Below are 26,954 nucleotides of genomic sequence, written 5' to 3'. Positions count from 1 at the left end.
TCATGCTGTTAAAATTGGAAACCAAGCTGTTGAGTCAGCTTAGCAATTAAATTTTTTCAATGACCCATTGCCCATTTTGAGACACCATTTGATGTGTCGCATATGGCACTGAGCTTAAATCATCATTACCTAACAACTGCACGACACGTAAACCGTTCAGACGTGCATCTGCAATTGCTTTTAATAAATCTTGTTCACTTCCTTTAGGTGCAACAATCGTTTCAATTTCTACAAATTGAGTTGCGCCTAAAGCGTATAAATCACAACTAAAACCAGTTGCTGGTCGTGCACGTCCAAAGTGCTCACCAATACCATCATAACGGCCGCCTTGTGCAAGTGGCGCAGCACGATTTGGCGCATAAATGGCATACATCAAACCAGTATGATAGTGATAACTACGTAACTCGATAACGTCGATTCCAATATTTAAATTAGACCAACGTGACTGAATTTGAGTCAAAGTAGATTTCAATGCATCAAATGCATTTTTAAAATCAATATCATTTAAAATATCTTGGCTTAGATGCGTTTGTAATGCATCTAGATCACTCGCATAACGACCTAAAGCATAAAAATCAGCACCCATTGCAAGATCTTTAGTAAACTCTTCAAGTTCAGGTAATGCTTTACGCTGATATAAATCAGAGAGCTGATTTTCTGTATTTTTATTTAAACCAGCACGCTTTACTAAACTACGGAATAAACCAACATGACCTAAATCTAAATGAGCGCCATCTAAAGTATGCGTATGCTCAATCAAAGCCAACATCACATCAATCATTTCAACATCAGCTTCAATGCTGTCATGACCATATAACTCTGCACCAAGCTGTAAAGGCGCACGCGTTGCATTAAAATTCTGTGGTTTAGTATGAAGCACAGTACCTGCATAGCAATAGCGAGCCACACCTTCAATTGGTCGTACATGCGCATCTATACGCGCAACTTGTGGCGTCATATCTGCACGCACACCAAGCAAACGACCAGAAAGCTGATCAATGACTTTAAAAGTCACTAAGTCTAAATCTTGATTAGATTCTGATAATGACGACAACGATTCAATGTATTCAATAAATGGTGTGTATACCAATTGATAACCTCGAACTGCAAGGAAATCTAAAGCTGCGCGACGCAAAGTTTCAACGACTTGCGCTTGTTCTGGCAATACATCTGCTACCCCATCTGGTAGCAACCATGTCTCTGAAATGGTCATGTTTCAAACCTAAAATCTGTTCAATGTGGAGGCATCCACATAAAAAGCAACCACATAAAAAAATCGGGTGAATGCCCGATTCAGCGTAGTGTAGCACGAAGATTTATGCGATGCACCTGAGAATTTGAATAATTCGGTATCGTATTGCCTCCAGCACATCAGCACATATTTATGAATTTAATAAATAGATTCAATTAATTAAAAATCACTCATGACTAGCGTCGACTATCGTTCGTGATCCAAAGAACTGTCCAACATCTGAACTATCACCTTGTTTCCAATTGATCAGATTTAATTTTTTGAGTGTTTTAATCGCCTGTAAGTTAAACGCAAAGCAGCCTTTTTCTAAGTTTGCAATTCGCATCTTTTGACCCAATATAATCATTTGACTAATTTGATCATCCCTATCATATTTTTCAAATGAATTTAGCTGATCGCGAGCATAGCTTAAGCTCTGCTCTACCGACCACGGCTGCGATGGCGTATAAATAGCATAAGCAGATTGATCAGTAGCATCACCTATTGTTCCAACTGTTTCTTCTACATCTAAATTATTTAATAAGAATATCCAATCATATCCATGCCAATTTCCCCAAGCCAGTTGATAATCAGATTGATTTGAAATCGGAGGATATTTCAAGCCTTCATATTGGTTAACAATCCGCTCACGTACTTCTGCGAAGGAAGGACTATCGAATGAATCGACTTGAGTAATATGATTCTGGTTCCATTGCGTTTCCTTTAAACGATAGCAAATGCTATTTTTAGGAAAAACAGTATCTTTATAATTTTGATAAAATTTAATTAAATTTTGATTTAATCCATTTGTTTCATTGGAACTTAAATTAATATTTTCACGGTATCCTGGCAATACGCGATCAAAAACATTTTGCCCATCTAATTGCACCAACTCAAAACTCAAATCCTGTTGCAACTCAGATGTACGCTCATATCGCCATTGAGTAGGTGTAAGTCTTTTGAAGACATTGCTCTGCGGTGTTCCAATTTCTAAAATTTTAGATTCAGTTAAAATTCTTCTGTCTAAAGGTTGGTTATGTGATTTATTAAAATTAATTTGATCGTCTTGAATCAGATATGTTGTTATCTCAAAAAAATCTGTGATCAAACCAGATGAGACATTAAATGGTTGATAATATACTTTGTACAGTGCATTTTGTTCAGATGATTCATCATCAGATTTTTTATCATTACTCTGATTCGAGCCACCACCGCAGGCTGTTAAAAGAAGTGTTGAAAATATAATAAGAGTTCCTGTTATTTTTTTTGATCCAAGCTTCATAGGTTAACAATCATTTTTAATTTATTTAGGAGCTAAAATAATATCAAAAACAACAAAAAGCTAACAAGAAAAAAATCCTAGAGTTTATTTTTAGTTTTCATAAATATCAAAACAGTTAGTTTAATAAAATTCTAATGATTAATCTAAGTCTATACCTTTAATAAAACACTCCATTTTTTGACTTTTTGTATCAGTTGTATCAGAACAAAGAGAGATTCCATCTAAATTAGATATAAATTGAAAACCATGTTTAAGATAAAGATTTTTCGCATGCAGATTATGATCAGAGACGCTTAGTACAATTCGATGATGTCCTTTAGAAATCGCTAACTTTTTAACTGCAACAATCAAATGATCTGCTACACCACTGCCACGAAATAAAGGGTTAACCCACATAGCAATCACATTAAACTCTAACTCAGAATTAAGAGTTCCACCAACTATACCCACTGCCCGAGCATTGTGAATCGCGAGAATATATTGATTGTTAGTCCTTTGAGCTGCCCGATTACGCCATTCTTTCTCATCATATTTCTCAGTAGTTGCATAAGTTGCAGTAAATGCATCAGGACTATCAAATAATGACTGCAAACGAATGGCTTTAAGTATCTCCCAATCATCTTCACAAGTAAGACGGAATTCAAAGTTACTTAAATTATAGTTCATTCACATCCTCAAAATTATTATGAATTTTAATAGTTTGAAGTTAAATAAAAATAGTAAGATCATTCCCATGTCTGAAAATAGGTTTATATCATTAAACTAAATGCAATCAATTTGAAATTTTAAACATATAACAACCTAATTTACTATTTCCCTTTACCACTTTTAACTACGATCTCTAAAACATTTACTAGTTCGGCATTTTGTTTTTCTAGTGCGGCAATATTCGCCACTGTTCTATCCAACACCTCTTGTTGAACATGCATTTTCTTTGCCAAATCCTGCATAATTTCTAAGCTTTTTTTAAGGTGTAGCTCTAAGTGAAGCACTTTCTCTTCAAGCTGGAGAACCTCTACATCCTGATTTTTAACTTCTACATTTTTAAATTGAAACCAAAATAAAAAAATAACTGCCAACATTAATAAGATAATGAAACCCCACATCATCATTAATCCCATTTCCCCTCTCCAATTTTTATTTTCTAAAATTATTTATTAAATGATTCACACAGATCTAGTAAGCGATTCGCATAGCCCCATTCATTATCATACCAAGCAAAAACTTTCGCCTGATGACCAACAACGATTGTTTGTGTTAAATCCACAATCAAAGAATATGGTGAATGATTAAAATCACTTGATACAAGATCCTCATCTGTCACTTGCATAATTTGAGCATAATCAAATTGTGCCGCTTTGACCAACACCTCATTTATTTTATGTACGGTAATTGGTAATTGAGAAATAAAGGTGAGATCAATTGCCGCCACATTTATGGTCGGTACACGTATCGAATATCCATCAATACGATCTTCCATTTTAGGCATAACACGTTTCAATGCACCTAAAGCACTTGATGTCGTTGGAATGATATTTTGTCCAGATGCTCTTGCTCGACGTAAATCTCGATGTGCATGGTCTAAAACAGATTGATCCGCTGTTACCGCATGAATTTCAGTCATCAGTGCTGTTTCAATACCAAAAGCATCATCAATGATTTTAACCAGTGGTACCAATGCTTGCGTTGTACATGAAACACTTGAAATAATTTGATCCGAGGGTTTTACGTCTGCGTGATTTACACCATAAACAATCGCAGCATCAACGGTATCAAAAGGTGCAGCCCCGATAATGACTCTTTTTGCTCCTGCCTCAACATGACGCGTTGCATCAGCTCTGGAGCGGAAAAGACCTGTACACTCAAGTACAACATCAATATTTAATTTTTCCCATGGTAGACATTCAGGACATTCGTTATTAAACACTTGTAATCTGAGTTGACGTTGATTTGACTGAATGTTCAAAAAAATGTGCTCGCCATCAATTTGAATATCGACTTGCCCAGCAAAACGACCATGCGTTGTATCATATTTAAAAAGATGTACTAAAGTTTGTACATCAGCAACGTCATTAATAGCAACGATTTCAAATTGAAACTTCTTTGAGTTTTCAAACCATGCACGTAACACATTCCGACCAATTCGACCAAATCCATTGATAGCGATACGTTGCATGTAGCATCCTTATTCATCAAAACATCATCTTTTCTATGCTATATGGTAAAACATGAGAAGCATTGTTGAATATAGATTTTTAGCTTAAACACAGTTTTATATGATATTGCTTGTAAAATCGTTGGTTGGGCACACATTTTCCGTTATAATTTAGCACTTTTAAAATCTATGCCATGCAATAGGTTCGATTGTAGAACTTAAAACAACTTTCCTCATTGCATATAGCCAAATTCAAAATTATGGAGTGTCTTGGTTGTGAGTACTCGTTTTATGACATCAGCTGAAATTCGTGAAGCTTTTTTGCGTTATTTTGAATCGCAAGGCCACACACGTGTCGCGTCGAGTTCTCTCGTTCCCGCCAATGACCCAACGTTGCTGTTTACAAATGCTGGAATGAACCAGTTTAAAGATTGTTTCTTAGGCTTAGAAAAGCGCGACTATGTACGCGCAGTATCATCACAAAAATGTGTACGTGCAGGTGGTAAACATAACGACCTTGATAATGTCGGTTATACTGCTCGTCACCATACATTCTTTGAGATGTTAGGTAACTTCTCTTTTGGTGATTATTTCAAACAAAATGCACTTAAATTCGCTTGGGAGTTTTTAACCAGCGAACAATGGTTAGGCTTACCAAAAGATCGTCTTTATGTCACGGTTTATCATACTGATGATGAAGCCTTTGACATATGGAATAAAGAGATCGGCGTAGATGCCGAGCGTATTATCCGTATCGGTGATAACAAAGGCGGTCAATACGCTTCAGATAACTTCTGGGCAATGGGTGATACAGGTCCTTGCGGCCCTTGTTCTGAAATTTTCTATGATCATGGCGACCATATCTGGGGTGGATTACCAGGTACACCAGAAGAAGATGGCGATCGCTTCATCGAAATCTGGAACAACGTTTTCATGCAGTTCAACCGCACTGCGGATGGTGTTATGCACCCTCTTCCAGCACCTTCTGTCGATACAGGTATGGGCTTGGAGCGTATTTCAGCTGTGCTTCAGCATGTCAATTCGAACTACGAAATTGACTTATTCCAACATTTGTTAAAAGCAGCTGCTGACATCATTGGCATTCAAGAAGAAGGTCAACCTTCTTTACGTGTTCTTGCTGACCATGCCCGCTCTTGCTGCTTCTTGATCGCGGATGGCGTGAATCCTTCAAATGAAGGTCGTGGTTATGTGTTACGTCGTATTATCCGTCGTGCAGTACGTCATGGTAATAAACTAGGTGCAACAGGTACATTCTTCTACAAGATGCTTCAACCACTCATCGAAGTCATGGGTGAAGCTTATCCTGAATTAGTAACACGTAAAGATGTTATTGAAGCAACTTTAATTCGTGAAGAAGAACAGTTTGCCAAGACACTTGAGCAAGGCTTAAAACTTTTAGAGGGTGAACTCGCTCAACTAAAAGGTAGTGTGATTGCAGGTGAAACTGTATTCAAACTTTATGATACTTATGGCTTCCCAACTGACTTAACTGCTGATATCGCACGTGAACGTGATCTAACGATTGATGAAGCTGGCTTCGAAGTAGAAATGGCTGCTCAACGCCAACGTGCTCGTGATGCTGGTAAATTCGCAGTTGACTATAACAGCATTGTTAAAGTCGAAGGCGAAACACAATTTGATGGCTATGATGCAACTCAGGGTCAAGGTCGAATTGTTGCGATCTATAAAGATGGCGTTCAGGTTGATGAAGTTAACGAAGGTGATGAAGCACTTATTGTATTGAACCAAACCCCTTTCTATGCAGAAAGTGGTGGTCAGATTGGTGACACAGGTATCTTCAAGAACGATACAGGTATCTTTGAAGTTCAAGATACTAAAAAATCTGGTGGAGCATTTGTACACCAAGGTATCGTTACTGTTGGTAGTCTAAAAACTTCACAAAATGTAGAAGCGACTGTTAAAGCAGATCTACGTGATGCAACCGCCCGAAATCACTCTGCGACTCACCTTTTACATGCTGCATTACGTCAGATTTTAGGTGATCACGTTCAACAAAAAGGTTCTTTGGTCGAAAGCGATATTTTACGTTTTGACTTTGCCAATGATCAACCTGTTACGTTTGAACAAATTCAACAGATCGAACGTTTAGTCAATGCTGAAGTGATCGCAAATACTCCAGTAAATACCGAACTTCTCGATATCGAATCTGCAAAAGCGAAAGGCGCAATGATGCTTTTCGGGGAAAAATATGGCGAAGAAGTTCGCGTATTATCTATGGGCTCTGTGATTGAAGAGAAGAACTTCTCGATCGAACTATGTGGTGGTATTCACGTAAAACGTACAGGTGATATTGGTTTATTCAAGATCACCTCTGAAGGCGGTGTTGCCGCAGGTGTTCGTCGTATCGAGGCGGTAACAGGTTCAAAAGCACTCGAAGCTGTTCAAAAAGCCGATCGTGATATTCAGACAATCAATGGTTTACTTAAAGCTCAGAAAGAGCAAACTGTTGAGAAGGTTGAAGCAATTGTTGATACGGCGTCTAGCTTGCAAAAGCAGATTGAACAACTTAATCAGAAGTTAGCAAGTTTCCAAGCAGCTGAATTACTCGGCCAAGTAAAAACAATTGCTGGTCGTCAAACACTTATCACGACTGTTCAAGGTCTGGATGCAAAGTCACTACGCAATCTACATGACAGCGTAAAATCAAAATTGGAAGATGCAGTCATTATTTTAGCTGGCATTGAAGGCGATAAAGTGAGTTTAATCGCGTCCGTCGCTAAACAATATGCTGCAACTCTAAAAGCAGGTGACATCATCAAACACTTAGCTCAAGAGCTTGGTGGTAAAGGTGGTGGTAAACCTGACTTAGCACAAGGTGGCGCGCCACTAAACGAGAAGTTTGATCAAGTGATCGCAGCATTACCTGCATGGCTTGAGCAATAAGAACTTCACTTTTGTGTAACTGACCCTGATGCCTCTCAGGGTCATGGCTTATATGGAACAACTATGGCATTAATCGTTCAAAAATATGGCGGTACTTCTATGGGTACTCCTGAGCGCATTTTAAATGTTGCTCGTCGTGTCAAGCGTTGGCATGATCACGGTCACAAGGTGGTCGTTGTCGTGTCTGCAATGAGTGGTGAAACAAACCGCTTACTTGCGCTTGCTAAAGCCATTACCACCACCCCTGACCCACGTGAATTAGATCAAATGGTGTCAACGGGTGAACAAGTAACGATTTCCATGTTAGCTATGGCACTGAACTCAATTGGTGTAGAAGCTAAATCTTATACAGGTCGCCAAGTCGGTATTAAAACGGATAGTGCTTTCACCAAAGCACGTATTGAATCTATTGATACTGATGTGATGACAAAGGACTTAGATGCTGGTCGCGTACTCGTCGTTGCAGGTTTCCAAGGCTTTGACGCTGAAGGTAATACAACAACACTTGGTCGTGGTGGTTCGGATACTTCTGGTGTAGCACTTGCAGCAGCACTTAAAGCAGATGAATGTCAAATTTATACTGATGTTGATGGCGTATACACGACTGATCCGCGTGTTGCACCAAAAGCGAAGAAAGTTGACCGTATCTCTTTTGAGGAAATGCTAGAAATGGCATCTTTAGGCTCAAAAGTTTTACAAATCCGCTCTGTTGAATTCGCAGGTAAATATCAAGTTCCACTGCGTGTATTATCAAGTTTTGATAATGATGATGATGGCGCATTTGATGAAGATTTCAAACAAAACGTAGGCACACTAATTACGACTGAGGCAGAGGACGATATGGAACAACCAATCATTGCAGGTATTGCATTTAACCGTGACGAAGCAAAACTCACTATTTTGGGTGTTCCTGATGAGCCAGGTATTGCATCTAAAATCTTGTCACCAATCAGCAATGCCAACATTGAAGTGGATATGATTATCCAAAATGTTGAAGAAGATGGTACGACTGATTTTACCTTCACAGTTAATCGCACTGATTTAGCAAAAGCAAAAGCTATCCTAGAGCAAACTGCAAGCAGCATCGAAGGATGTGAAGTTGTAACTCGTGATGACATCGTTAAAGTATCTATCGTTGGTGTTGGTATGCGTTCACATGCAGGTGTTGCGAGCAAAATGTTCACTGCATTAGCTGATGAAAGCATCAATATTTTGATGATCTCTACCTCAGAAATTAAAATTTCTGTATTGATTGAAGAAAACTATTTAGAGCTTGCTGTTCGTTGTTTACACACTGCATTTGGCTTAGACCGTGAACACGGCGAAAGCAGTGCACGTGCTTAATTAATAGCTGCTTAAACATATTTACTTTCAAGTAAATAGCAAAAAAAAACAGAGCCACTATAGTTTTTCCTACAGTGGCTCTGTTATATTAATCCGTGAGGTTTTTCAGGAAGTTCCAACAGAACTTACGAAAAAGAATGTTTTTTACATATTTCTGTTAGAATTTTCTGTATATTAAGGCTGTGCTTTCTAAAATGAATTCCCTGTCGCAAGTTTAAGCGTTTAGCAAGGAGATAAACATGCTGATTCTGACCCGTCGTGTCGGAGAAACATTAATGATTGGGGATCAAGTCAGTGTTACTGTGCTTGGCGTAAAAGGCAATCAGGTGCGTATTGGTGTAAATGCTCCAAAAGAAGTTTCTGTGCATCGTGAGGAAATTTACCAACGTATCCAACATGAACGTGCCATGCATGAGCATCTACAACATCTTGATCAAGATTATCAACTTTCTTATGAAGAAGATAATACCGATTTTACTCGAAATAATAACTTCAATCGTTAATGCACAGAATTTTTCTCCAATAATTAAAGCGACTTTTTACAGTCGCTTTAATTATTTTGGGCAAAGCATTTTATAACCCTAATGCTTTTCTCACTGGTGCATAACTACGTCGATGCTCATCTATCACACCATGAGTAGCAATCGCCTCAAAATGCGCTTTTGTAGGGTAGCCTTTATGTTTTGCAAATCCAAAGTCAGGATACTGTAAATCTAAAGCTTTCATCTGATGATCTCGAGTTACTTTCGCTAAAATACTCGCAGCACTAATTTCAGCATGACTCGCATCCCCCCCAACAATCGCTTCACAAGGAATAGTTATTCCTTTAGGGATTTGATTACCATCCACGATGACTTTTTCTGGTTGAGTTTGTAAACCCTCTACTGCTCTAAGCATTGCCAAGAATGTCGCTTGTAAGATATTGAATTCATCAATTTCAGCATGAGTTGCTTCTGCAATTGACCATGCCAATGCTTTTTCTTTAATTTCTAAAAAGAGTTTTTCTCGTTTCTTCTCAGTTAATTTTTTAGAGTCATTTAATCCTTCAATCGGATTATTCGGATCTAAAATTACAGCCGCCGCAACCACTGAGCCAACCAATGGCCCACGCCCTGCCTCATCTACACCAGCAACAAACATATCTTTTCCACAAAAAATTAGCTGCCTTGATCGCAGCTAACTAAACATTATTAACTAATTTATTATTTTATCACTTCTGACACACAAGCATTCATCGTTTTTGCAACAGCAACACCTGTTAACGCTGTTCTAGCTTTTGAATCGACGGCAGCTAAAGCAAGTTCAGATGGAGACAGAACAGTTGGTGCATTCTTTCCAACACATTTACATATTTGTTTTTCTTTTGCTTCTTTAATTCACTGCTCATTAATCGACTCGCCACCTTCCACGCAGCAAAATCATCTATATCATGACTACACTTTGTTTGCGCTGCAAACTCAATAGCAGATGTACCTAATTTTAATTTGCTCTGTTCAGCACTTTGAGCACTGCTACATACCAATAGAGTTAAGGATGTTGATAGAATGAATAACAAATGATTCTTTTTCATTACTTATAGCCTAATTATGTGATTAAAGTTTTAATTGTTCAAACTAGAATATCTAAGCGTGATTTAAAATTGAAAAATGGTATTGATTTTCTTTTTATTAAAAAAGCAAAGCTGAAATATCCAACTTTGCTAGTAATGTACTGAATTAATTATTTATTCAATGCTTCAGCAACACATGCATTCACCGTCTCAGATACCACTTGGCTTACGATTGTTGCACGAGCAGTTGGATCAATTGCAGCAGTCGCTAATTCTACTGTTGTGACGCTATTTGGAGCTTTCTCACTTACGCAACCACAAACATTCGTTTGAATGTTTTCACGTTGTTCAGTCGTCATCAAACGTGTCGCTGTTTTCCAAGCTGGTAAAGTATTTATTTCATTGATACATTTCGCATTTACAGCAACTTTCAATGCTGTCATGCCTAACTGTTGAGATGTGGTAGCTGTAGTGTTATTCGCATTTGGTGCTACACAACCATTAAGCGCAAATAGTGCTGGCAATACAAGTAATAATTTTTTCACGACCTTAGACCTATATCCAAAATTTTGGCAGGCGTATTTTGACGAAATAAAAGATTTAATCAATTGACTCTGTAGACTTATTACATAATATAACAATAGGCAAATTTCATTGACCGTTGCATGCATAAAACGCTCTGTTACGTATACACTGTATAAGCAATAAAAAGAGCTAATTAAAATCAGATCACTCATATCACAGCTAGGATGTTGCGATGTCAACCTCAGCACAATATTACACACGCACGGCGCAAGTTCTGCATTGGCTCATGGCTGCTATTTTTATTACCGCATGGCTGATCGGATTCTATAGCGGAAACTTTTTAAGCTATGAAGTCGATGGTGGATTTAAGGGAACTGTCATTACCCTACATAAAAATATAGCAACAACAATTATTTTCTTGGTTGTTATTCGTATTTTTTGGCGCTACACACATCCTGCACCAAAGCTACCAGCAACGATGTCACCAATGATGAAAGGCTTAGCGCATATAGGGCATTTATTCCTTTATTTAATGTTATTAGCTCTACCAATTACGGGTTGTTTGTTTAGTTGGAGTGCTGGTCATCCTGCACCTGTTTTATATTTATTTGAGATCCCTCGTTTAGTACAAGATAATCCCGATCTACTTGCAATTGTAAAACCGCTACATATTTATTTATCTTGGTTTGCAGGTCTACTAGTTGCTGGGCATATTTTGGCTGCGATTAAACACCATGTGATTGATAAAGATAACGTCTTGCTGAGTATGTTACGTCAACCTAAATAAATATAAAGGCATAAAAAAAACCGCATAATGCGGTTTTTTTATTTTAAATGGCTTTAATTTCTTCAATCCACTTTTGCTTTTCTTCATCAGAAATAAACGAAGCTTCAAAAGAGTTGATCGCAAGCTGCTTTAATTCATCATGACTCAGTGCTAACGCTTCTTGAATCGCAATAAAGTTATCATTCATATAACCACCAAAATATGATGGGTCATCTGAATTGACCGTAACATGTACACCTTTCTGTAATAGACGACGAATATTATGTTCGCCCATATCTTTCACAACGCACAATTTCAAGTTACTGAGTGGACAAACCGTTAACGGCATCTTTTCAGCAATTAAACGTGTCATCAAACGCTCATCTTCTTCTGAACGTACACCATGATCGATACGATTCACTTTGAGTAAATCCAGTGCTTCCCAGATATATTCTGGAGGACCTTCTTCACCAGCATGTGCAACAATCAAAAACCCTGCTTCACGCGCTTTCGTGAAAACACGTTCAAACTTTGATGGTGGATGACCAACTTCACTTGAATCCAATCCAATTGCAATAATGTCATCTTTAAACGGCAAGGCTTGCTCAAGTGTTTCAAATGCTTTTTCTTCACTTAAATGACGCAAGAAGCACATGATCAACTGAGAGCTAATCCCTAATTTTTCTTTTGCATCTGTACAAGCACGTTTTAAACCAGCCAATACTGTTGCAAATTCAACTCCACGCTCAGTATGCGTCTGTGGATCAAAGAACATTTCTGTATGGACAACTCGGTCTTCAGCACATTTTTCAAAATATGCCCAAGCGAGATCATAAAAGTCTTGTTCATGAACAAGTACATTTGCACCTGCATAGTAAATGTCTAGAAATGATTGAAGATTGTGAAAATTATAAGCTTGTTTCACTTCTTCAACTGATTGATAAGGAATCTGAATCTGATTACGCTGTGCAATTGCAAACATCAGTTCTGGTTCAAAAGTCCCTTCAATGTGCACATGCAATTCGGCCTTTGGTAAAGCACGAATCAGCTCGATTTGATTCATATAAACTCCGCGTCTAAATAAAAAAGGGTGTTACCTGAACGAGTACACCCTTTTAGGGTTCTCTTTGAGAAAATATTTCACAAAGAGAATAATAAATGAATAGTAACGATTTGCTTAGCCACCAAATGCGATGAATTTAAATACCCACAAAGCAGCAATAATCCAAACCATATATGGAACTGTTTTTGCTTTGCCTGTCAGTAATTTAACTAGCGCATAGCTAATGAAACCCATTGCAATACCATCTGCAATCGAATAAGTAAATGGCATGAATACGATGGTTAGAAATGCAGGAACTGCTTCCGTAATATCATCCCAATCAATGTGCGTGATCCCTTGAATCATCAACACACCGATGAATAACAAAGCTGGTGCAGTCGCAAAACCTGGTACAGATTGAGCCAAGGGTGCAAGGAATAAGCATCCAATAAATAAGAATGCAACCACAACCGCTGTTAAACCTGTACGTCCACCCGCTGCAACACCCGAAGCAGACTCGATATATGGTGTGGTGGATGATGTACCTAAGGCAGCACCTGCAACAATAGCAGTAGAGTCAGCAAATAACGCTTTCTTTAAACGAGGTAATTTACCATCTTGAAGTAGGCCTGCACGATGTGAAACACCAACTAAAGTCCCTGTACTATCGAACAAATCTACGATAAAGAAGACAAAAATTACCCCAACCATACTTGCAGTAAATAATCCTTCAAAATCCATTTGCATAAAGGTTGGCGCTAAAGAAGGAACTTGACCAACAACGCCCTTGAATTCGTTTAAACCCATTGCTGTTGCAATTGCTGTTACGACCAAGATACTAATAATAATTGCGCCACGCACTTTAAATTGGTGCAATACAACAATCATTAAAAAGCCAAATAGTGCCAATAAAACTGTAGGCTGTTTGATATCACCCAAACCCACTAAAGTTGCGGGATTATCTACAATGATTCCAGCATTTTTAAGTGCAATCAAAGCAAGGAATAAACCAATACCACCACCGATTGCAAACTTTAACGACATAGGAATTGCATTCACGATTGCTTCACGAATTTTGAAAAAGCTAATCGCTAAGAAAACCAAACCTGAAACGAACACAGCCGCCAAAGCCGTTTGCCAAGGCACCCCCATGCCTAAACACACTGAATAGGTAAAGTAAGCATTTAAGCCCATACCTGGTGCAAGTGCGATTGGATAATTTGCAACAATCCCCATGACCAAGCAGCCAATTGCAGCTGCCAAACAGGTCGCTACAAAGACAGCGCCATGATCCATTCCTGTTTCAGAAAGAATGAGTGGGTTTACAATGATGATGTAACACATGGTCAAAAATGTAGTTACACCAGCTAGAACTTCTGTTCTAAAGTTGGTTTTATTATCGCTCAACTTAAATAAGCGTTCTAACAAACCAGCCGAAGCATTAGGCGTTGTCATAACATAGCACCTGTTAAAATCTAAGATCGTAGAATTTGAAATCTATACGCTTGTGTTTCAAATAGTTTTTTGAATGTACACAAAAAGGTATACAAGACAATAAAGCAATCTATATGCCAATATTGCACTTGCTACGCAGACGATAGGTATAAATTTGATTCCGATATCAAAACGTAAAAAGCTGCATAACGAGATGCAGCTTTTTATTTAATGGTAAATATTTTAACAGATTCTCATCAAAACTTGAGTATCACAGCATAAAAAAAGCATAAACAATCCATTCATCCTGAGTCACCTAATTTTTGATTAGATGATCAAGCAAAATTCAACTCTTTTGCTTATAAGAAGACAAATGCGTATTGTGCTTTACATAGTTAGGATTATGTTGGATCTCATTTAAACTATGCTCAGCATCATTGACAATCTTAATAAGCTCTTCCCGCTTTTTGTTTTGGGCATCCGCATATGATGCATATCCTAAAACAAAGACGGAACAAACAACTAATAGTGCAAGTAATATCTTCATTATTATTATCTCAATTGTATGCTTTTCTTTAATACTAACAAAATAGAACAAAAATGAGAACCAGTTAACATTCAACAACCACTAATTAGCAATAAGTCACAATTATATAACCTTTCACAAATTGGTTCTGTACATTTTATATCCAAATAAATACTAGAATAATCTAGTTTTTAAAGCAATAGCATTTTATATAATTCAATTAGATAGCAAGATTTTGTATAGCTAAATTTTACCAATTGGTTGATTTATCAATATATAAAGCTGTTACATTTAGTTAAAAAAACATCTTTGCTCAAAGAGCAAAGATGTTCCGTATTGCAACAATTTAGATATTTAGAATTGATAGTTTAAACGAACTAAGAAATTACGCGGTGTTCCCGGCATTGATGCTGAGCGCCAATATTCTTTATTCGTTAAATTATTCACTGCTATCGTTACATTCCAAGGATCAGTACTGTAACCAATTGCCGCATCTACTCGAGTAAAACCATCAAATGACATAGGATCATTATCCAAATTACCGCGTGCATAGACTGTTGCATCACCTACATAAGTTGCACCAACCTCTGTATAGATTTTATCTGTCGGCAAATAGCGTACAAATAAGTTACCTGTATGTTTTGGCACGTTATTCAGTACTTTACCAATATTCTGTGGTTTCTCCTTATCCTTTGTAACTTCGGCTTCGTTATATCCATAACCACCACGAACAAATAAATTATCCAACACACGCCCAATGAAGCTAAATTCAACACCACGAGAACGATGTTGCCCACCGACAGCCCAGACATTTGGCTCATCATCTGGATTAGGCTTATAGCGAATATTGTTTTTACGAATATCAAATACAGAAAGTTGAGTATTTAAACGATCATTGATCCAATCACTTTTAACACCCACTTCATATTGTTCGTTGTATTGCGGCTCTGCATCAAATGCATCTAAGTTTGTATTTGCAGACACTACATTTACACCAACACTCCCCCCAAATGGTGCAAAACTTTTACTATAAGACGCATAGAAACTTTGACTTTCAATTGGTTGCCAAATTAAACCGATGTTCGGGCTAAAGCTTTCACCATCAATGCTACGTTGATAATCAGGATCATTACTGTCTTTCAAACGGTTGGTTGTCTTCGAATGGAAATAATCATAACGCCCACCGAGCATAACTTTGAAATAATCATTAAAGCTAATTAAATCCTGAATAAATAAGCCATAAGCTTCACTCTGATTATAGTTATGCGTATTAAGCTTTAAATCACTGCCGTCTCGTGAGTTAGAACGTTCACCTGTCAATGGATTGACATATCCCCACAGAATTGAACCATCTTGATTTTTATTTGCGAGTTTTGGTTCACGTTGCTCATAGGTCCAATCTGCACCCACTAGAAGGTTATGCTTTAAGCGACCTGTATCAAATTCACCACGAATATCAAAACTATTACTGGTCGTCTTATTACTTGTTTGTTGCCAATAATAAATTTGAGAGATTTCCCCTGCATGCCCATCACAAGAACCAATGTTTTTAGCTACCGTCTGATCAGTCTGACAATACGTACCAGAATAAAAGTGATCAAAGTTTTGTTCAGCTTGACGATGACTTAAAGCCCAGTGAAAGTTCCAATTTGGCGCAAATTCATAATTCAAGTCTGAACGGGCTATCTGTAATACGTCATTGACATAATCACCTTTTTGCGCAAATCCTGTTTTGATCGAAGTTCCTTTTGGAAGCTCAGAAAATTCAGGTCCTCGATCTGGAACGCGATGCAATTTGTCATAGGTGTATTGCATCGTCCAAGTTAGACCATCATCATTCTTATAAGTAAAACTTGGAGACAACATTTCGATTTTATTTTCAATGCCTGAACGGAAACTATTAGATTCTCCATATTCGCCAGTCAAACGTACAGCCACGTTATCCGTTAATACTTGGTTTAGATCAACTGTTGAACCATAGTTATCATATGATCCACCATAAATACCAACAGAACTTTTAGAATCAAAATTGGCAACTTTACTGACCATATTGATTACACCGCCACCAGAACTACGTCCATAAAGTACTGAGGCAGGACCTTTTAAAATCTCAATTCGCTGAACATTAGCAGTACTACGGCGCACCTGCCCACTTTCGCGAATACCATCACGATAGATATCACCAGTATCTGCATTAAATCCTCTTAGGCTAATCCCATCTCCACGCATGTCATAACTCGTAGAAACACCCGGTGTTCCTTGCAACATGACGCTCAGATCATTGGCTCCATAGATTTTATATTTTTGAACATCAATGGTATCAATTGTCTGGGGAATATCTTTTTTCTTGAGACCGTTACGAGTCACACTTGCCTGTTCATAATCAATATAACTTTTGATTGGATCAAGCTCACTCATCGCCTCGATTTTAATTGTAGGCATAACAGCTGTTTGCGTATTTTCTTCGTTCGCAATCGCATATTGCGCTTGGATCAGCATCACCGTAAGTAAACTGAACTTAAAAACAGGCTTAGTATGTGCACTAGGTATCGAGAGACTCATAAAAATATCCAAACTCAAATAAAAATTAAAAAAAGCTTAAAAATATAAAAACGATACAATTTTAATAAAAATAATTCTCATTTTCATCATCTTTAAGTCTATTTTTTGCTTTTAGTGCTTATTTATCGCCCAGATGAGATAGATAGAGCGGATACAGTGAGTAAAAAATTGCCAAAAATATTTTTAACATCCATGTGTTATTCTTTTTAAACAATTTTACATTCGGCTACGCACAAAATAATTCAATCTTTTTTAGGGTTCTAATAAACATCCATTCTAATATGGAAGATTGAGTGTTCTTAGTTCCTTATCGCTCAGCATAAATTTTCTACCCCTAGCCGCTGACAAGACGATTGACCTTCCCCTTCTCCAACTTCCAAAGTAATGAATGAGGGGATTCCATCGTTGGAGTTAACGCTAGAAAAGAAACTCTAATTTTAGAGACTTAAATATTATGTATGATCGGTTAGCTACTACAATTTAACGGTTAAATCATCACTTATACGAAATACTTCCCTCCCTAAACTTCACATTCATTCATGTTCCGCTTTATGTATATTATGATGCAATTATCCATCAATGAAGATTTGAAGAGTTAGATGCGTACAGAACTGAGAACTAAAATCATAGAAGTATGTGATGATAAAATTGCTAAAAAAGGCAGTAATGTTGGTTTATCTTTTTATGCATTTTTTGCCAATAAAAATGATGATCCTGAGCAGCTTATGGAAGCAGCACATTGGTGGATTATGGAACATCGATTAGATCATTTTGAAAAAGCAACTAAAATTAAAACACTCATCTTGGAACAATCAAACTGACTCCTAATAAAGACTGATTGCTTTAACTCGTGTTGCTTGAACTCAAACAAAAATATTTCCAATGAATAGCTTAATATCCATATTTAAGTAAAAGGAAATTCATTTCCATTATGAAAAGAGCATAGTATATTGATTTTAAAACTCGTATTTATGTTCTTTTATGCACTCAAGAAAAACCAGCGATGCAGGCATCTTTTTGTGGATGGTGTATCAAACCATGCAAAAGATGGATTTAGATGCAGCAGCAATTTTTGCTAATGTGCATTTACCTGACCAACCCCCAGATAAATTTGTTCGACGTGACAATTCAACCCAACAACGTTTTTGGCAAGCGGCTGAACAAATCAGCCATGATCAAGATATTGGGTTACATGTCGGCGCGAATGTCCCCGCCTTTCGCGGTCAAGTAATTGAATATCTTTTTTTGAGCAGCCCAACATTTGGTGAGGGATTAAAACGAACTGTTCGTTATCAAGCCTTACTTACGGATGCAATGTCCTTCAAACTGGATGAATCGAATAGCGACTATATGATCATCTCAGGTTTAACACACCCTGTAAGACATTACCTTGAATGTGCGATTGGAATTTTTTTAAATTTTTTCAAATATATTAGTCAAGATGCTTTTTCGCCTTTAGAAATTTGGCTGCCCTACAATGAGGGTGCTTGTTCTGAAGAATATCAAAAAATATGGAAATGTAAGGTTCAACTGGCACAAACTGAGGGTGCAATCTGTTTTGATCGAAAACTATTGGATCAACCCTCACCCGCTTACGAACCTGAATTATTAAAAATTCATGAGCATCATGCTAAATCACAACTTGAGCTTTTAGATAAACATCAACTAATTACCGAAATAGAAAGAATTTTAGCAAGTGGCTTATTGGAGTCAGGTGAATTCGATCAAAATTGTGTAGCTCAACATTTAAATCGAAGTGCTAGAAGCCTCAGAGCAGATTTACAACTGATTAATACCAGCTATGAAAAAGTGATTGCACAATATAGAGAACGCCTTTCTCGACGACTTTTATCACAAACCCAAGAAACAATTGATCAAATCGTATATTTAACAGGATTTTCTGAACCCTCTGCCTTTTCTAGAGCATTCAAGCGCTGGACGGGAGAAACACCTACTGCATATAGACAACGTAAGCAATCTGCATTTGATTAAGTCGGCAATATAAAGCTGTCAGTTCAGTCAAAAGGAAACCTAATTATTTTTCTAAAATCCAACTCATGTTTTAAGAGATTTTTTACATGATTGGTTTTCCAGTAGGTATATTCGTTGCAAATGGCATGGAATGGTATTTTCATAAAGTGTGGTTACATGAGTTCCCAAGCAAAAATAGAAATAGCCCTTTCTTCACCCATATTGCCCATCACAAACGTGCTCGTCTAAATGACTTTCATGATGAAGGCTATGCTGAATCTATGTTTAAAAATTCAGAAATGTATAATGAAAAATCAGCTTTAATTGGCTTAACCATTGCATCAACAGTGTTTTTACCAGTAGCGCCTTTTTTTACAGCGGGTCTGTACTATGGAATTTGGAATTATTGGAAAGTTCATGCCAAATCTCATCTTGATCCAGAATATGCCAAAAAGCGCATCCCATGGCATTATGATCACCACATGACTAGCAATCAAAATGCAAACTGGTGTGTAACTAAGCCTTGGTTTGATTACATCATGGGGACTCGTGTTTTAACTGATGTATCGGATACCGAAACAAATCCTTTAGCGATTAAAATGCCATTATGGTTAGAAAAAAGAGTAAATCGCACTGCACGACGTCTACTTCCGAAAGCATTTGCTAAAATTGATAAGAATACACAAACAGATCAATTCAATTTAAGCCAAGGCATTGAAGTCGCACTTTAGAGAAGTTTAAGCTATAAAAAAGCCTAATCATAAAGATTAGGCTTTTTAGCAAAACCAACTTATTCAATAAAAATTAAGCTGTTTTCTTCGCCATATTATTTTTACGAATCGTAATCATCAGCAATTGAACTGCTGCTGGCGTCACACCAGGAATACGGCTTGCTTGTGCTAACGTTTCTGGACGTACTGTTTTTAGTTTCAATGTGATTTCACGAGACAAACCTGAAATACCATCATATTCAAAATCAGCAGGGATTCGGGTTTCCTCAAGACGCTTTAATTGAGCGACATCTTCGTGCTGACGGTTGATATACCCTTCATATTTCACAGCAATCTCAATCTGCTCACCAACTTGCTGAGATACCTCAGAGCCTGTTAATTCAGCAATTTGAGTGAAGTTAATGTTTGGACGCTTAAGCAAATCAATTGCACTACATTCTTTACTTAAATCAGCACCTGTCATTTCAACAAACTTTTTACCCATTGGGTTGTTTGGTGCTGCCCATAAATGTTGTAGACGCGAAGTTTCACGCTCAACTGCTTCCATTTTTTCACTATAAGCAGCCCAACGTTCGTCATCAACTAAACCAAGCTCACGACCAATTTCAGTTAAACGCTGATCTGCATTGTCTTCACGCAACATCAAACGATATTCCGCGCGTGAGGTGAACATACGATATGGTTCTTTCGTTCCTAATGTAATCAAGTCATCAACGAGTACGCCCATATAAGCTTGATCACGTTTCGGCGTCCATTCTTCTTGCTCCCACGCACGGCGCGCAGCATTTAAACCAGCAAGTAAACCTTGTGCACCCGCTTCTTCATAACCCGTCGTACCATTAATCTGGCCAGCGAAATATAAGTTTTGAATGGCTTTAGTTTCGAGCGTGAATTTTAATGCTTGTGGGTTAAAATAATCGTATTCAATCGCATAGCCGGGACGTAGGATATGCGCATTTTCCATACCACGGATCGAACGAACTAAATTAAACTGTACGTCAAATGGTAAAGAAGTCGAAATTCCGTTTGGATAAAGCTCATGGGTATCTAAGCCTTCTGGCTCAAGAAATACCTGATGTGAATCTTTGTCAGCAAAACGATGAATTTTATCTTCAATCGATGGGCAATAACGAGGGCCAACACCTTCGATCACGCCTGTGTACATTGGTGAACGATCTAAACCACCACGAATGATTTCATGGGTTTTTTCACTTGTATGGGTAATATAGCAATTGACTTGTTCTGGGTGCATAGAGACATCACCCATAAATGACATCACCGGCGATGGAAAATCACCTGGCTGTGGAGTCATGACTGAAAAATCAACTGAACGTGCATCAATACGTGGTGGTGTACCAGTTTTCAAACGTCCCACAGGAAGTTTGAGTTCACGTAAACGGTGAGCAAGCGCAATCGAAGGCGGATCACCTGCACGACCACCACTTGAGTTTTGTAAACCAATATGAATCACACCACCCAAGAACGTACCGGTCGTCAACACAACTGTTTTGGTATCAAAACGAATACCCATTTGTGTTACGACACCTTTAACAGTATCGCCTTCAACAATCAGGTCATCAGCCGCTTGTTGAAAAATATCCAAGTTTGCTTGATTTTCTAAGGTTTCACGAATCGCGGCTTTATAACGGACACGGTCTGCTTGTGCACGTGTTGCACGTACAGCAGCACCCTTACGTGAATTTAGGATACGAAACTGAATACCACCTTTATCAGCAGCCAACGCCATTGCGCCGCCCAATGCATCAATTTCACGTACTAAATGTGACTTACCAATACCACCGATCGCTGGGTTACAGCTCATCTGCCCCAAAGTTTCAATATTATGCGTTAACAATAATGTTTGTCTTCCCATACGTGCAGCAGCAAGTGCCGCTTCCGTACCAGCGTGACCGCCACCAATTACAATAACGTCGTAAACCTTAGGATAGTGCATAGTGGTAAATGTGTATTCAAAAAATGACAGAGTATTATACAGGAGTTTTGCATTAAATTGACAAAAATGGTCAATATTCTTGTTTTTAGCAATCCGTTGAAATGGCTGCAAAATACACAAAAAGTAACGTTATGTTGCAATTCAACCCTACTGTTAACATAGCGCCCCATAATCGGTAACTTGAACACCACTGTTTTATTTAAGGAATTTCTTATTCTAGATAATGCATAACAAATACTTTAGGAAAATGATATGAACACTAAGCTTTTATTATCATCGCTAATTTGTGGCTTATGTTTCACAGTAGCGGCACATGCAAATACCAAATCAAACACAGACCAACTCGCTCAAAAGTATGTGCAAGTATGTAAGAGCAAGAAACAAGGTGATATGGTTTCTTTTGCTCAAAAAGGTGTGATTTTCAATGGTGTTTGTCAACCAAATGACGCTGGTAAATTAGTATTCCAACCACCAATGCCCGCAAGTAATGCAATGCCTGAAACGCAAAGCAAGATTTCAGAAACACAATCCGCACCTCGCCCAGTAAGTGCGCCGATGCAGGCACCAATGCAACATCAAATGATGCAGCAACCACCAGCAATGATGGCACCATCTGGTGATATGGATCAAACTGCTCCATAAACTTATATTTTCAAAAAAGGATGCTTAAATGCATCCTTTTTTATGGATTTTGAATACATAGATAGCTTAATTTCTAAAAAAATAGCCTTAAAATTGTAATCAGCTTATTTTATTGTCCCTTTCATGGTCATGAATCTATTACAATAATCGCAAATATATTTTCTTAGGTTTTCCTGTGAACTGGCTACAAATTCATATTACTATTGATCAAAATCAAGTTGAACTCACCGAAACATTGCTTCTTTCTTTAGGTGCTGTCAGTGTGACTTTAGACGATGCAGAAGATCAGGCTTTACTTGAACCACTACCAGGCGAAACCCCTCTTTGGAATAAAGTTATCGTTACAGGGATCTACCAACAAGACGAAGAAGATCCAATCGACGTTGATACATTAGAAGCTTTCTTAAAAGCTCAACTTCCAGATGTTCCAATGCGCCATGAGTATTTGGAAAACCAAGTATGGGAACGTGCTTGGATGGATTATTACGAGCCAATCCAAATCGGTGAGAAATACTGGATCGTGCCAGAATGGTTAGAACCACCTGAAGCAGACGCGACAAACATCAAACTTGATCCAGGTTTAGCATTTGGTACAGGTAACCATGCAAGCACCTTCTTATGCTTACAATGGTTAGGCAAAACCGATGTTAAAGACAAAATTGTCATCGATTATGGTTGTGGTTCAGGTATTTTGGGTGTTGCAGCATTGTTACTTGGTGCTAAAAAAGTTTATGCAACCGATATTGATCCACAAGCTGTGTTGGCAACAAAACAAAATGCAGAATTAAATGGCGTACTTGATCGCCTTTACGTTGGTCTACCTGAAGAGTTTGATCAGGAGTTTAATCAACAACAAGCTGATGTGTTAGTAGCAAATATTTTAGCTGCACCACTAATGGCACTAGCGCCTGAATTCTCAACTTTAATCAAAAGTGAGGGAGAGTTCGCACTTGCAGGTGTAATCGAAGAGCAAGTTGCTGATGTTTCTAGTGTTTACTCTGAGTTTTTTGATATATTAGACATCGAAAAGCGTGAAGAAAACTGGTGTCGCATTTCAGGAAAACGCAAAACAACAATTTGAGAATACTTTTTCTTATGAGTGAAAAACAGACCCGCTGCCCCAAATGTTCAACTGTGTACAAAGTGACCCTTTCACAACTCAGCGTTGCTCAGGGTATGGTTTGTTGCCCAAAATGCATGATCAACTTCAATGCATTGACCAATCTTTTAGATTCAGAGGCGAATGAAACGGTTCCTAGCACTACGAACCGTTCACTCTTTTCATCAATACAACCAGACAGCTCATTTGCAGAAAAGCAAATGCAGATCTTGAGTATTTTTGATCAAAAAATTGAAAACTCAAATATCGACTTACTGACTTATTTAAATAACTTAAATTACTTTAATACCGAACCCGTTACAGCCCTTCCTAACCTAAATCTTTCGGAAGATGCCTTATTAATAGAGCACGAGCCAAATACCAAACAACACGGATGGCTTTATTACTCTTTATGGGGAATCGGCAATATTGTTTTAATTCTTGTATTTGCTTTTCAAATATTGTGGTTCAATCCAAAGCTTATGCATGAAAGCCCAGCATTGAATCGAATTTTCAATTATGCATGCGGTATTTTGACCTGCAAAACTTTAGATGAACAATATAAGTATCTCAGTTTTGAAAAAGTGAAAGTAAAACGTATCAGCAAAGATGAAACCAAGTTTTCTGGCGTGCTAATCAATCACCATGAAAACAGCATTTTGATTCCTTCTATTAAAGTTGTTCTAAAAGAAAAGGGTGAAACCATCACCGACATCACATTGAAGCCACAAGACTATCTTGTAGACAGTCTAAAAATGATTCAACGTATTCCATCAAACAGTCCTTTTAGATTCGAATTTACCATTCCAAAAAGCAAAAATAGCTTTGATGACTATAGTTTAGAAATTGTACAGCCCTAAAAGCATAAAAAAGTGACAAAAAAACAAAAAAAAGTGCAGTTAATTTGCTCACTTTTTCACAGACAGTGGTATGATACGCGCCACGAATGCTTTGACCTACATACTCCTCGTTATTTATAGACAATAAAATCGTTAAACGAACTGTGCTTCTATCCCATAAGCGCATTGTTGGTTTTTTTGTTTTTGAAAGTAGGCGGTAACAAATATTTAACTATTGTTACGCTTATTTTTTACACAAATCGAGGAATTGTGGCAAGCTAATAGTCCTTTTGTTTTAGAGTCACTGTTTTAGGATCTAAAACAGGGCTCAGTAATTTAGACCACATTTATATATCGCTTTACCCAAGCGATATTTGATTTTTCGGATTAACACGCATGAATAGCAAATCTCCTATTTTTACGGCTCAATCTGATGTCGCTCTTCGCATCCATGTAGATCGCGCAGTTCGTCATTATTTTGCACAATTGCAAGGTGAGCAACCATCTCAAGTTTATGACATGGTTTTAGCAGAAATGGAGAAACCTCTTTTATCTGTGGTCTTAGAATATACTCGTGGCAACCAAACACGTGCCGCTGAGATTTTAGGCCTTAACCGTGGAACTTTACGTAAAAAGTTAAAAGCTCACGGTTTAATGAGTGAATAATTGATAAAATGCTCACGTTCTCGTGGGCATTTTTTTATGCTTAATCTGTAGACTTCAAATTGTTGACTAAAATCATGACTATCAAACGTGCTTTAATCTCTGTCTCCGACAAAACTGGAATCGTTGAATTTGCTCAAAACCTTGTAGCTCTTGGGGTGGAAATCCTATCTACAGGCGGCACATATAAGTTGCTTAAAGACAACAACATCGCCGTAGTAGAAGTTTCAGAACATACAGGTTTCCCAGAAATGATGGATGGTCGTGTAAAAACACTTCATCCCAAAATTCATGGTGGCATCTTAGCTCGTCGTGGTCTGGACGAAGCTGTGATGCAAGAACACAACATTGATCCGATTGATCTTGTGATTGTGAATCTTTATCCATTTGCTGCAACTGTTGCAAAACCAAACTGCTCTCTTGCTGATGCAATCGAAAATATTGATATCGGTGGCCCAACAATGGTTCGTGCAGCCGCGAAAAACCATGCTTCTGTGGGTATTATCGTAAATGCATCTGACTATGACAGCGTCATTGCTGAATTAAAAGCAAATGGTTCATTGTCATACGAAACGCGTTTCGATTTAGCTGTTAAAGCATTTGAACACACTGCTCAATACGATGGCATGATTGCGTCTTACCTAGGTGCACGTGTTGGTAAAGTTGAAGGTGAAGCTGACTTATTCCCTCGTACTTTCAATACTCAATTGAATAAAGCACAAGATTTACGTTACGGTGAAAATCCTCACCAAAATGCAGCATTCTATGTAGAAGAAAATGCAAAAGAAGCATCTGTTTCTACTGCGAAGCAATTACAAGGTAAAGAACTCTCTTATAACAATATTGCAGATACTGATGCAGCACTTGAATGTGTGAAATCATTTGCGAAGCCTGCGTGTGTGATTGTAAAACATGCAAACCCATGTGGTGTTGCAGTTTCATTAGACGGCATTAAAGCCGCTTACGATCTTGCTTATGCAACTGATCCAGAATCTGCATTTGGTGGCATCATTGCATTTAACCGCGAATTAGATACTGCAACTGCACAAGCCATTGTCGATCGTCAATTCGTTGAAGTGATCATCGCACCAAGCATTGCTGATGGCGTACTTGAAATCACAGGCGCGAAAAAGAATGTCCGTGTGATGGTGTGTGGCGACCTTCCAGCAATTGACGCTCGTGCTCCACAACTTGACTATAAACGTGTAAATGGCGGTTTGTTGGTTCAAGACCAAGACTTAGGCATGATCACGAAAGACGACCTTAAGGTTGTAACTAAGCGTGCGCCAACTGAACAAGAAATTGATGACCTTATCTTTGCTTGGAAAGTTGCAAAATACGTGAAATCAAATGCAATTGTTTATGCGAAAAACCGTCAAACAATCGGTGTTGGTGCAGGTCAAATGAGCCGCGTGAACTCTGCTCGTATTGCCGCAATCAAAGCAGAACATGCTGGTTTAGTGGTTGAAGGCGCAGTAATGGCATCTGACGCATTCTTCCCATTCCGTGATGGTATTGATAATGCTGCAAAAGCAGGTATCAAATGTATCATCCAACCGGGTGGTTCTATGCGTGACGAAGAAACAATTGCAGCAGCTGACGAAGCTGGTATTGCAATGGTATTCACGGGTATGCGTCACTTCCGTCATTAATACCCCGAAGTCCCTCTTTTCTGCGATGCCTTAGTCGCATTAGAGGGACTTTTTTATTCTTA

Annotated in this window: 25 protein-coding genes; 12 read left to right on the top strand and 13 right to left on the bottom strand. The window is 38.0% G+C overall.

The annotated features are described in order from the left end of the window. Nucleotides 1-46: 46 nt before the first annotated feature. The 5 genes from F959_RS07005 to F959_RS06985 form a co-directional block, all read right to left on the bottom strand. Complete coding sequence (locus tag F959_RS07005; protein WP_004878617.1) at nt 47-1,213, bottom strand: ATP phosphoribosyltransferase regulatory subunit; 1,167 nt, start codon at nt 1,211-1,213, stop codon at nt 47-49. 205 nt (nt 1,214-1,418) lie between these two features. After that, the gene (locus F959_RS07000; RefSeq protein WP_004878616.1) at nt 1,419-2,513 is read right to left on the bottom strand and encodes a hypothetical protein; all 1,095 of its coding nucleotides are present in this window, start codon (nt 2,511-2,513) and stop codon (nt 1,419-1,421) included. 138 nt (nt 2,514-2,651) lie between these two features. Beyond that, on the bottom strand, nt 2,652-3,179 hold the full coding sequence (locus F959_RS06995; RefSeq protein WP_004878614.1) for a GNAT family N-acetyltransferase: 528 nt from the start codon (nt 3,177-3,179) through the stop codon (nt 2,652-2,654). A gap of 143 nt (nt 3,180-3,322) precedes the next feature. After that, nucleotides 3,323-3,634: a hypothetical protein gene (locus F959_RS06990; protein ID WP_004878612.1), complete on the bottom strand. Its 312-nt coding sequence runs from the start codon at nt 3,632-3,634 to the stop codon at nt 3,323-3,325. A gap of 29 nt (nt 3,635-3,663) precedes the next feature. Then, nucleotides 3,664-4,689: a type I glyceraldehyde-3-phosphate dehydrogenase gene (locus F959_RS06985; RefSeq protein WP_004878610.1), complete on the bottom strand. Its 1,026-nt coding sequence runs from the start codon at nt 4,687-4,689 to the stop codon at nt 3,664-3,666. Nucleotides 4,690-4,944: 255 nt separating this feature from the next. Between F959_RS06985 and alaS the strand changes: the two genes are divergently transcribed. From alaS to csrA, 3 genes are all read left to right on the top strand, one after another. Next, entirely contained in the window at nt 4,945-7,593 is a 2,649-nt protein-coding gene (gene alaS, locus F959_RS06980; RefSeq protein WP_171056577.1) for an alanine--tRNA ligase, read from the top strand. A 63-nt stretch (nt 7,594-7,656) separates the two neighbouring features. Then, nucleotides 7,657-8,937, top strand: a complete 1,281-nt coding sequence (locus F959_RS06975) for an aspartate kinase (protein WP_004878607.1) — start codon at nt 7,657-7,659, stop codon at nt 8,935-8,937. A gap of 239 nt (nt 8,938-9,176) precedes the next feature. After that, a complete protein-coding gene (gene csrA, locus F959_RS06970) occupies nt 9,177-9,440 on the top strand; it encodes a carbon storage regulator CsrA (RefSeq protein WP_004878605.1) in 264 nt (87 codons plus the stop codon). 70 nt (nt 9,441-9,510) lie between these two features. Here the strand turns inward: csrA and rnhB are convergent, their stop codons facing one another. From rnhB to F959_RS06955, 3 genes are all read right to left on the bottom strand, one after another. After that, entirely contained in the window at nt 9,511-10,077 is a 567-nt protein-coding gene (gene rnhB, locus F959_RS06965; protein ID WP_004878602.1) for a ribonuclease HII, read from the bottom strand. Between the two features lie 151 nt (nt 10,078-10,228). Then, nucleotides 10,229-10,507 (bottom strand): hypothetical protein, encoded by a 279-nt coding sequence (locus F959_RS06960; protein WP_004878600.1) that lies wholly within the window; start codon nt 10,505-10,507, stop codon nt 10,229-10,231. A 149-nt stretch (nt 10,508-10,656) separates the two neighbouring features. Continuing rightward, nucleotides 10,657-11,031, bottom strand: a complete 375-nt coding sequence (locus F959_RS06955) for a hypothetical protein (RefSeq protein ID WP_017196753.1) — start codon at nt 11,029-11,031, stop codon at nt 10,657-10,659. Between the two features lie 212 nt (nt 11,032-11,243). On the opposite strand from F959_RS06955, the gene F959_RS06950 reads away from it, so the two are divergent. Further along, nucleotides 11,244-11,798, top strand: a complete 555-nt coding sequence (locus F959_RS06950; RefSeq protein WP_004878597.1) for a cytochrome b — start codon at nt 11,244-11,246, stop codon at nt 11,796-11,798. Nucleotides 11,799-11,841: 43 nt separating this feature from the next. On the opposite strand, the gene F959_RS06945 is transcribed toward F959_RS06950, so the two are convergent. From F959_RS06945 to F959_RS06930, 4 genes are all read right to left on the bottom strand, one after another. Next, the gene (locus tag F959_RS06945; RefSeq protein ID WP_004878596.1) at nt 11,842-12,840 is read right to left on the bottom strand and encodes an adenosine deaminase; all 999 of its coding nucleotides are present in this window, start codon (nt 12,838-12,840) and stop codon (nt 11,842-11,844) included. Between the two features lie 114 nt (nt 12,841-12,954). Then, nucleotides 12,955-14,274, bottom strand: a complete 1,320-nt coding sequence (locus F959_RS06940; RefSeq protein WP_004878594.1) for an NCS2 family permease — start codon at nt 14,272-14,274, stop codon at nt 12,955-12,957. Between the two features lie 325 nt (nt 14,275-14,599). Further along, nucleotides 14,600-14,800 carry a hypothetical protein gene (locus tag F959_RS16855; RefSeq protein WP_004878590.1) on the bottom strand — a complete coding sequence of 67 codons (201 nt, stop codon included), beginning with the start codon at nt 14,798-14,800 and terminating at the stop codon, nt 14,600-14,602. A gap of 333 nt (nt 14,801-15,133) precedes the next feature. After that, nucleotides 15,134-17,341, bottom strand: a complete 2,208-nt coding sequence (locus F959_RS06930) for a TonB-dependent receptor (RefSeq protein ID WP_004878589.1) — start codon at nt 17,339-17,341, stop codon at nt 15,134-15,136. Between the two features lie 599 nt (nt 17,342-17,940). Between F959_RS06930 and F959_RS06925 the strand changes: the two genes are divergently transcribed. The 3 genes from F959_RS06925 (at nt 17,941) to F959_RS06915 (ending at nt 20,043) form a co-directional block, all read left to right on the top strand. Continuing rightward, nucleotides 17,941-18,162, top strand: a complete 222-nt coding sequence (locus F959_RS06925; protein WP_004878587.1) for a DUF6500 family protein — start codon at nt 17,941-17,943, stop codon at nt 18,160-18,162. Nucleotides 18,163-18,322: 160 nt separating this feature from the next. Further along, complete coding sequence (locus tag F959_RS06920) at nt 18,323-19,333, top strand: AraC family transcriptional regulator (protein ID WP_004878585.1); 1,011 nt, start codon at nt 18,323-18,325, stop codon at nt 19,331-19,333. Between the two features lie 86 nt (nt 19,334-19,419). Beyond that, entirely contained in the window at nt 19,420-20,043 is a 624-nt protein-coding gene (locus F959_RS06915) for a sterol desaturase family protein (protein ID WP_004878583.1), read from the top strand. A 73-nt stretch (nt 20,044-20,116) separates the two neighbouring features. Here the strand turns inward: F959_RS06915 and mnmG are convergent, their stop codons facing one another. Further along, on the bottom strand, nt 20,117-21,997 hold the full coding sequence (mnmG, locus tag F959_RS06910; protein ID WP_004878581.1) for a tRNA uridine-5-carboxymethylaminomethyl(34) synthesis enzyme MnmG: 1,881 nt from the start codon (nt 21,995-21,997) through the stop codon (nt 20,117-20,119). Nucleotides 21,998-22,249: 252 nt separating this feature from the next. Between mnmG and F959_RS06905 the strand changes: the two genes are divergently transcribed. The 5 genes from F959_RS06905 (at nt 22,250) to purH (ending at nt 26,892) form a co-directional block, all read left to right on the top strand. Beyond that, nucleotides 22,250-22,639 carry a hypothetical protein gene (locus tag F959_RS06905; RefSeq protein ID WP_004878577.1) on the top strand — a complete coding sequence of 130 codons (390 nt, stop codon included), beginning with the start codon at nt 22,250-22,252 and terminating at the stop codon, nt 22,637-22,639. Nucleotides 22,640-22,814: 175 nt separating this feature from the next. Further along, nucleotides 22,815-23,720, top strand: a complete 906-nt coding sequence (gene prmA / locus F959_RS06900; protein WP_004878576.1) for a 50S ribosomal protein L11 methyltransferase — start codon at nt 22,815-22,817, stop codon at nt 23,718-23,720. Nucleotides 23,721-23,734: 14 nt separating this feature from the next. After that, nucleotides 23,735-24,598 carry a DUF3426 domain-containing protein gene (locus tag F959_RS06895; RefSeq protein WP_004878574.1) on the top strand — a complete coding sequence of 288 codons (864 nt, stop codon included), beginning with the start codon at nt 23,735-23,737 and terminating at the stop codon, nt 24,596-24,598. Between the two features lie 375 nt (nt 24,599-24,973). After that, nucleotides 24,974-25,243, top strand: coding sequence for a DNA-binding transcriptional regulator Fis (gene fis / locus F959_RS06890; protein ID WP_001086304.1), 270 nt, complete (start codon nt 24,974-24,976; stop codon nt 25,241-25,243). A 74-nt stretch (nt 25,244-25,317) separates the two neighbouring features. After that, nucleotides 25,318-26,892 carry a bifunctional phosphoribosylaminoimidazolecarboxamide formyltransferase/IMP cyclohydrolase gene (purH, locus tag F959_RS06885; protein WP_004878570.1) on the top strand — a complete coding sequence of 525 codons (1,575 nt, stop codon included), beginning with the start codon at nt 25,318-25,320 and terminating at the stop codon, nt 26,890-26,892. The last annotated feature ends 62 nt before the right edge of the window (nt 26,893-26,954 follow it).

Origin of the sequence: Acinetobacter venetianus RAG-1 = CIP 110063 (genome assembly GCF_000368585.1) — a bacterium.
GTDB lineage: Bacteria > Pseudomonadota > Gammaproteobacteria > Pseudomonadales > Moraxellaceae > Acinetobacter > Acinetobacter venetianus.
This window is presented reverse-complemented; position numbering and strand designations above follow the sequence as displayed.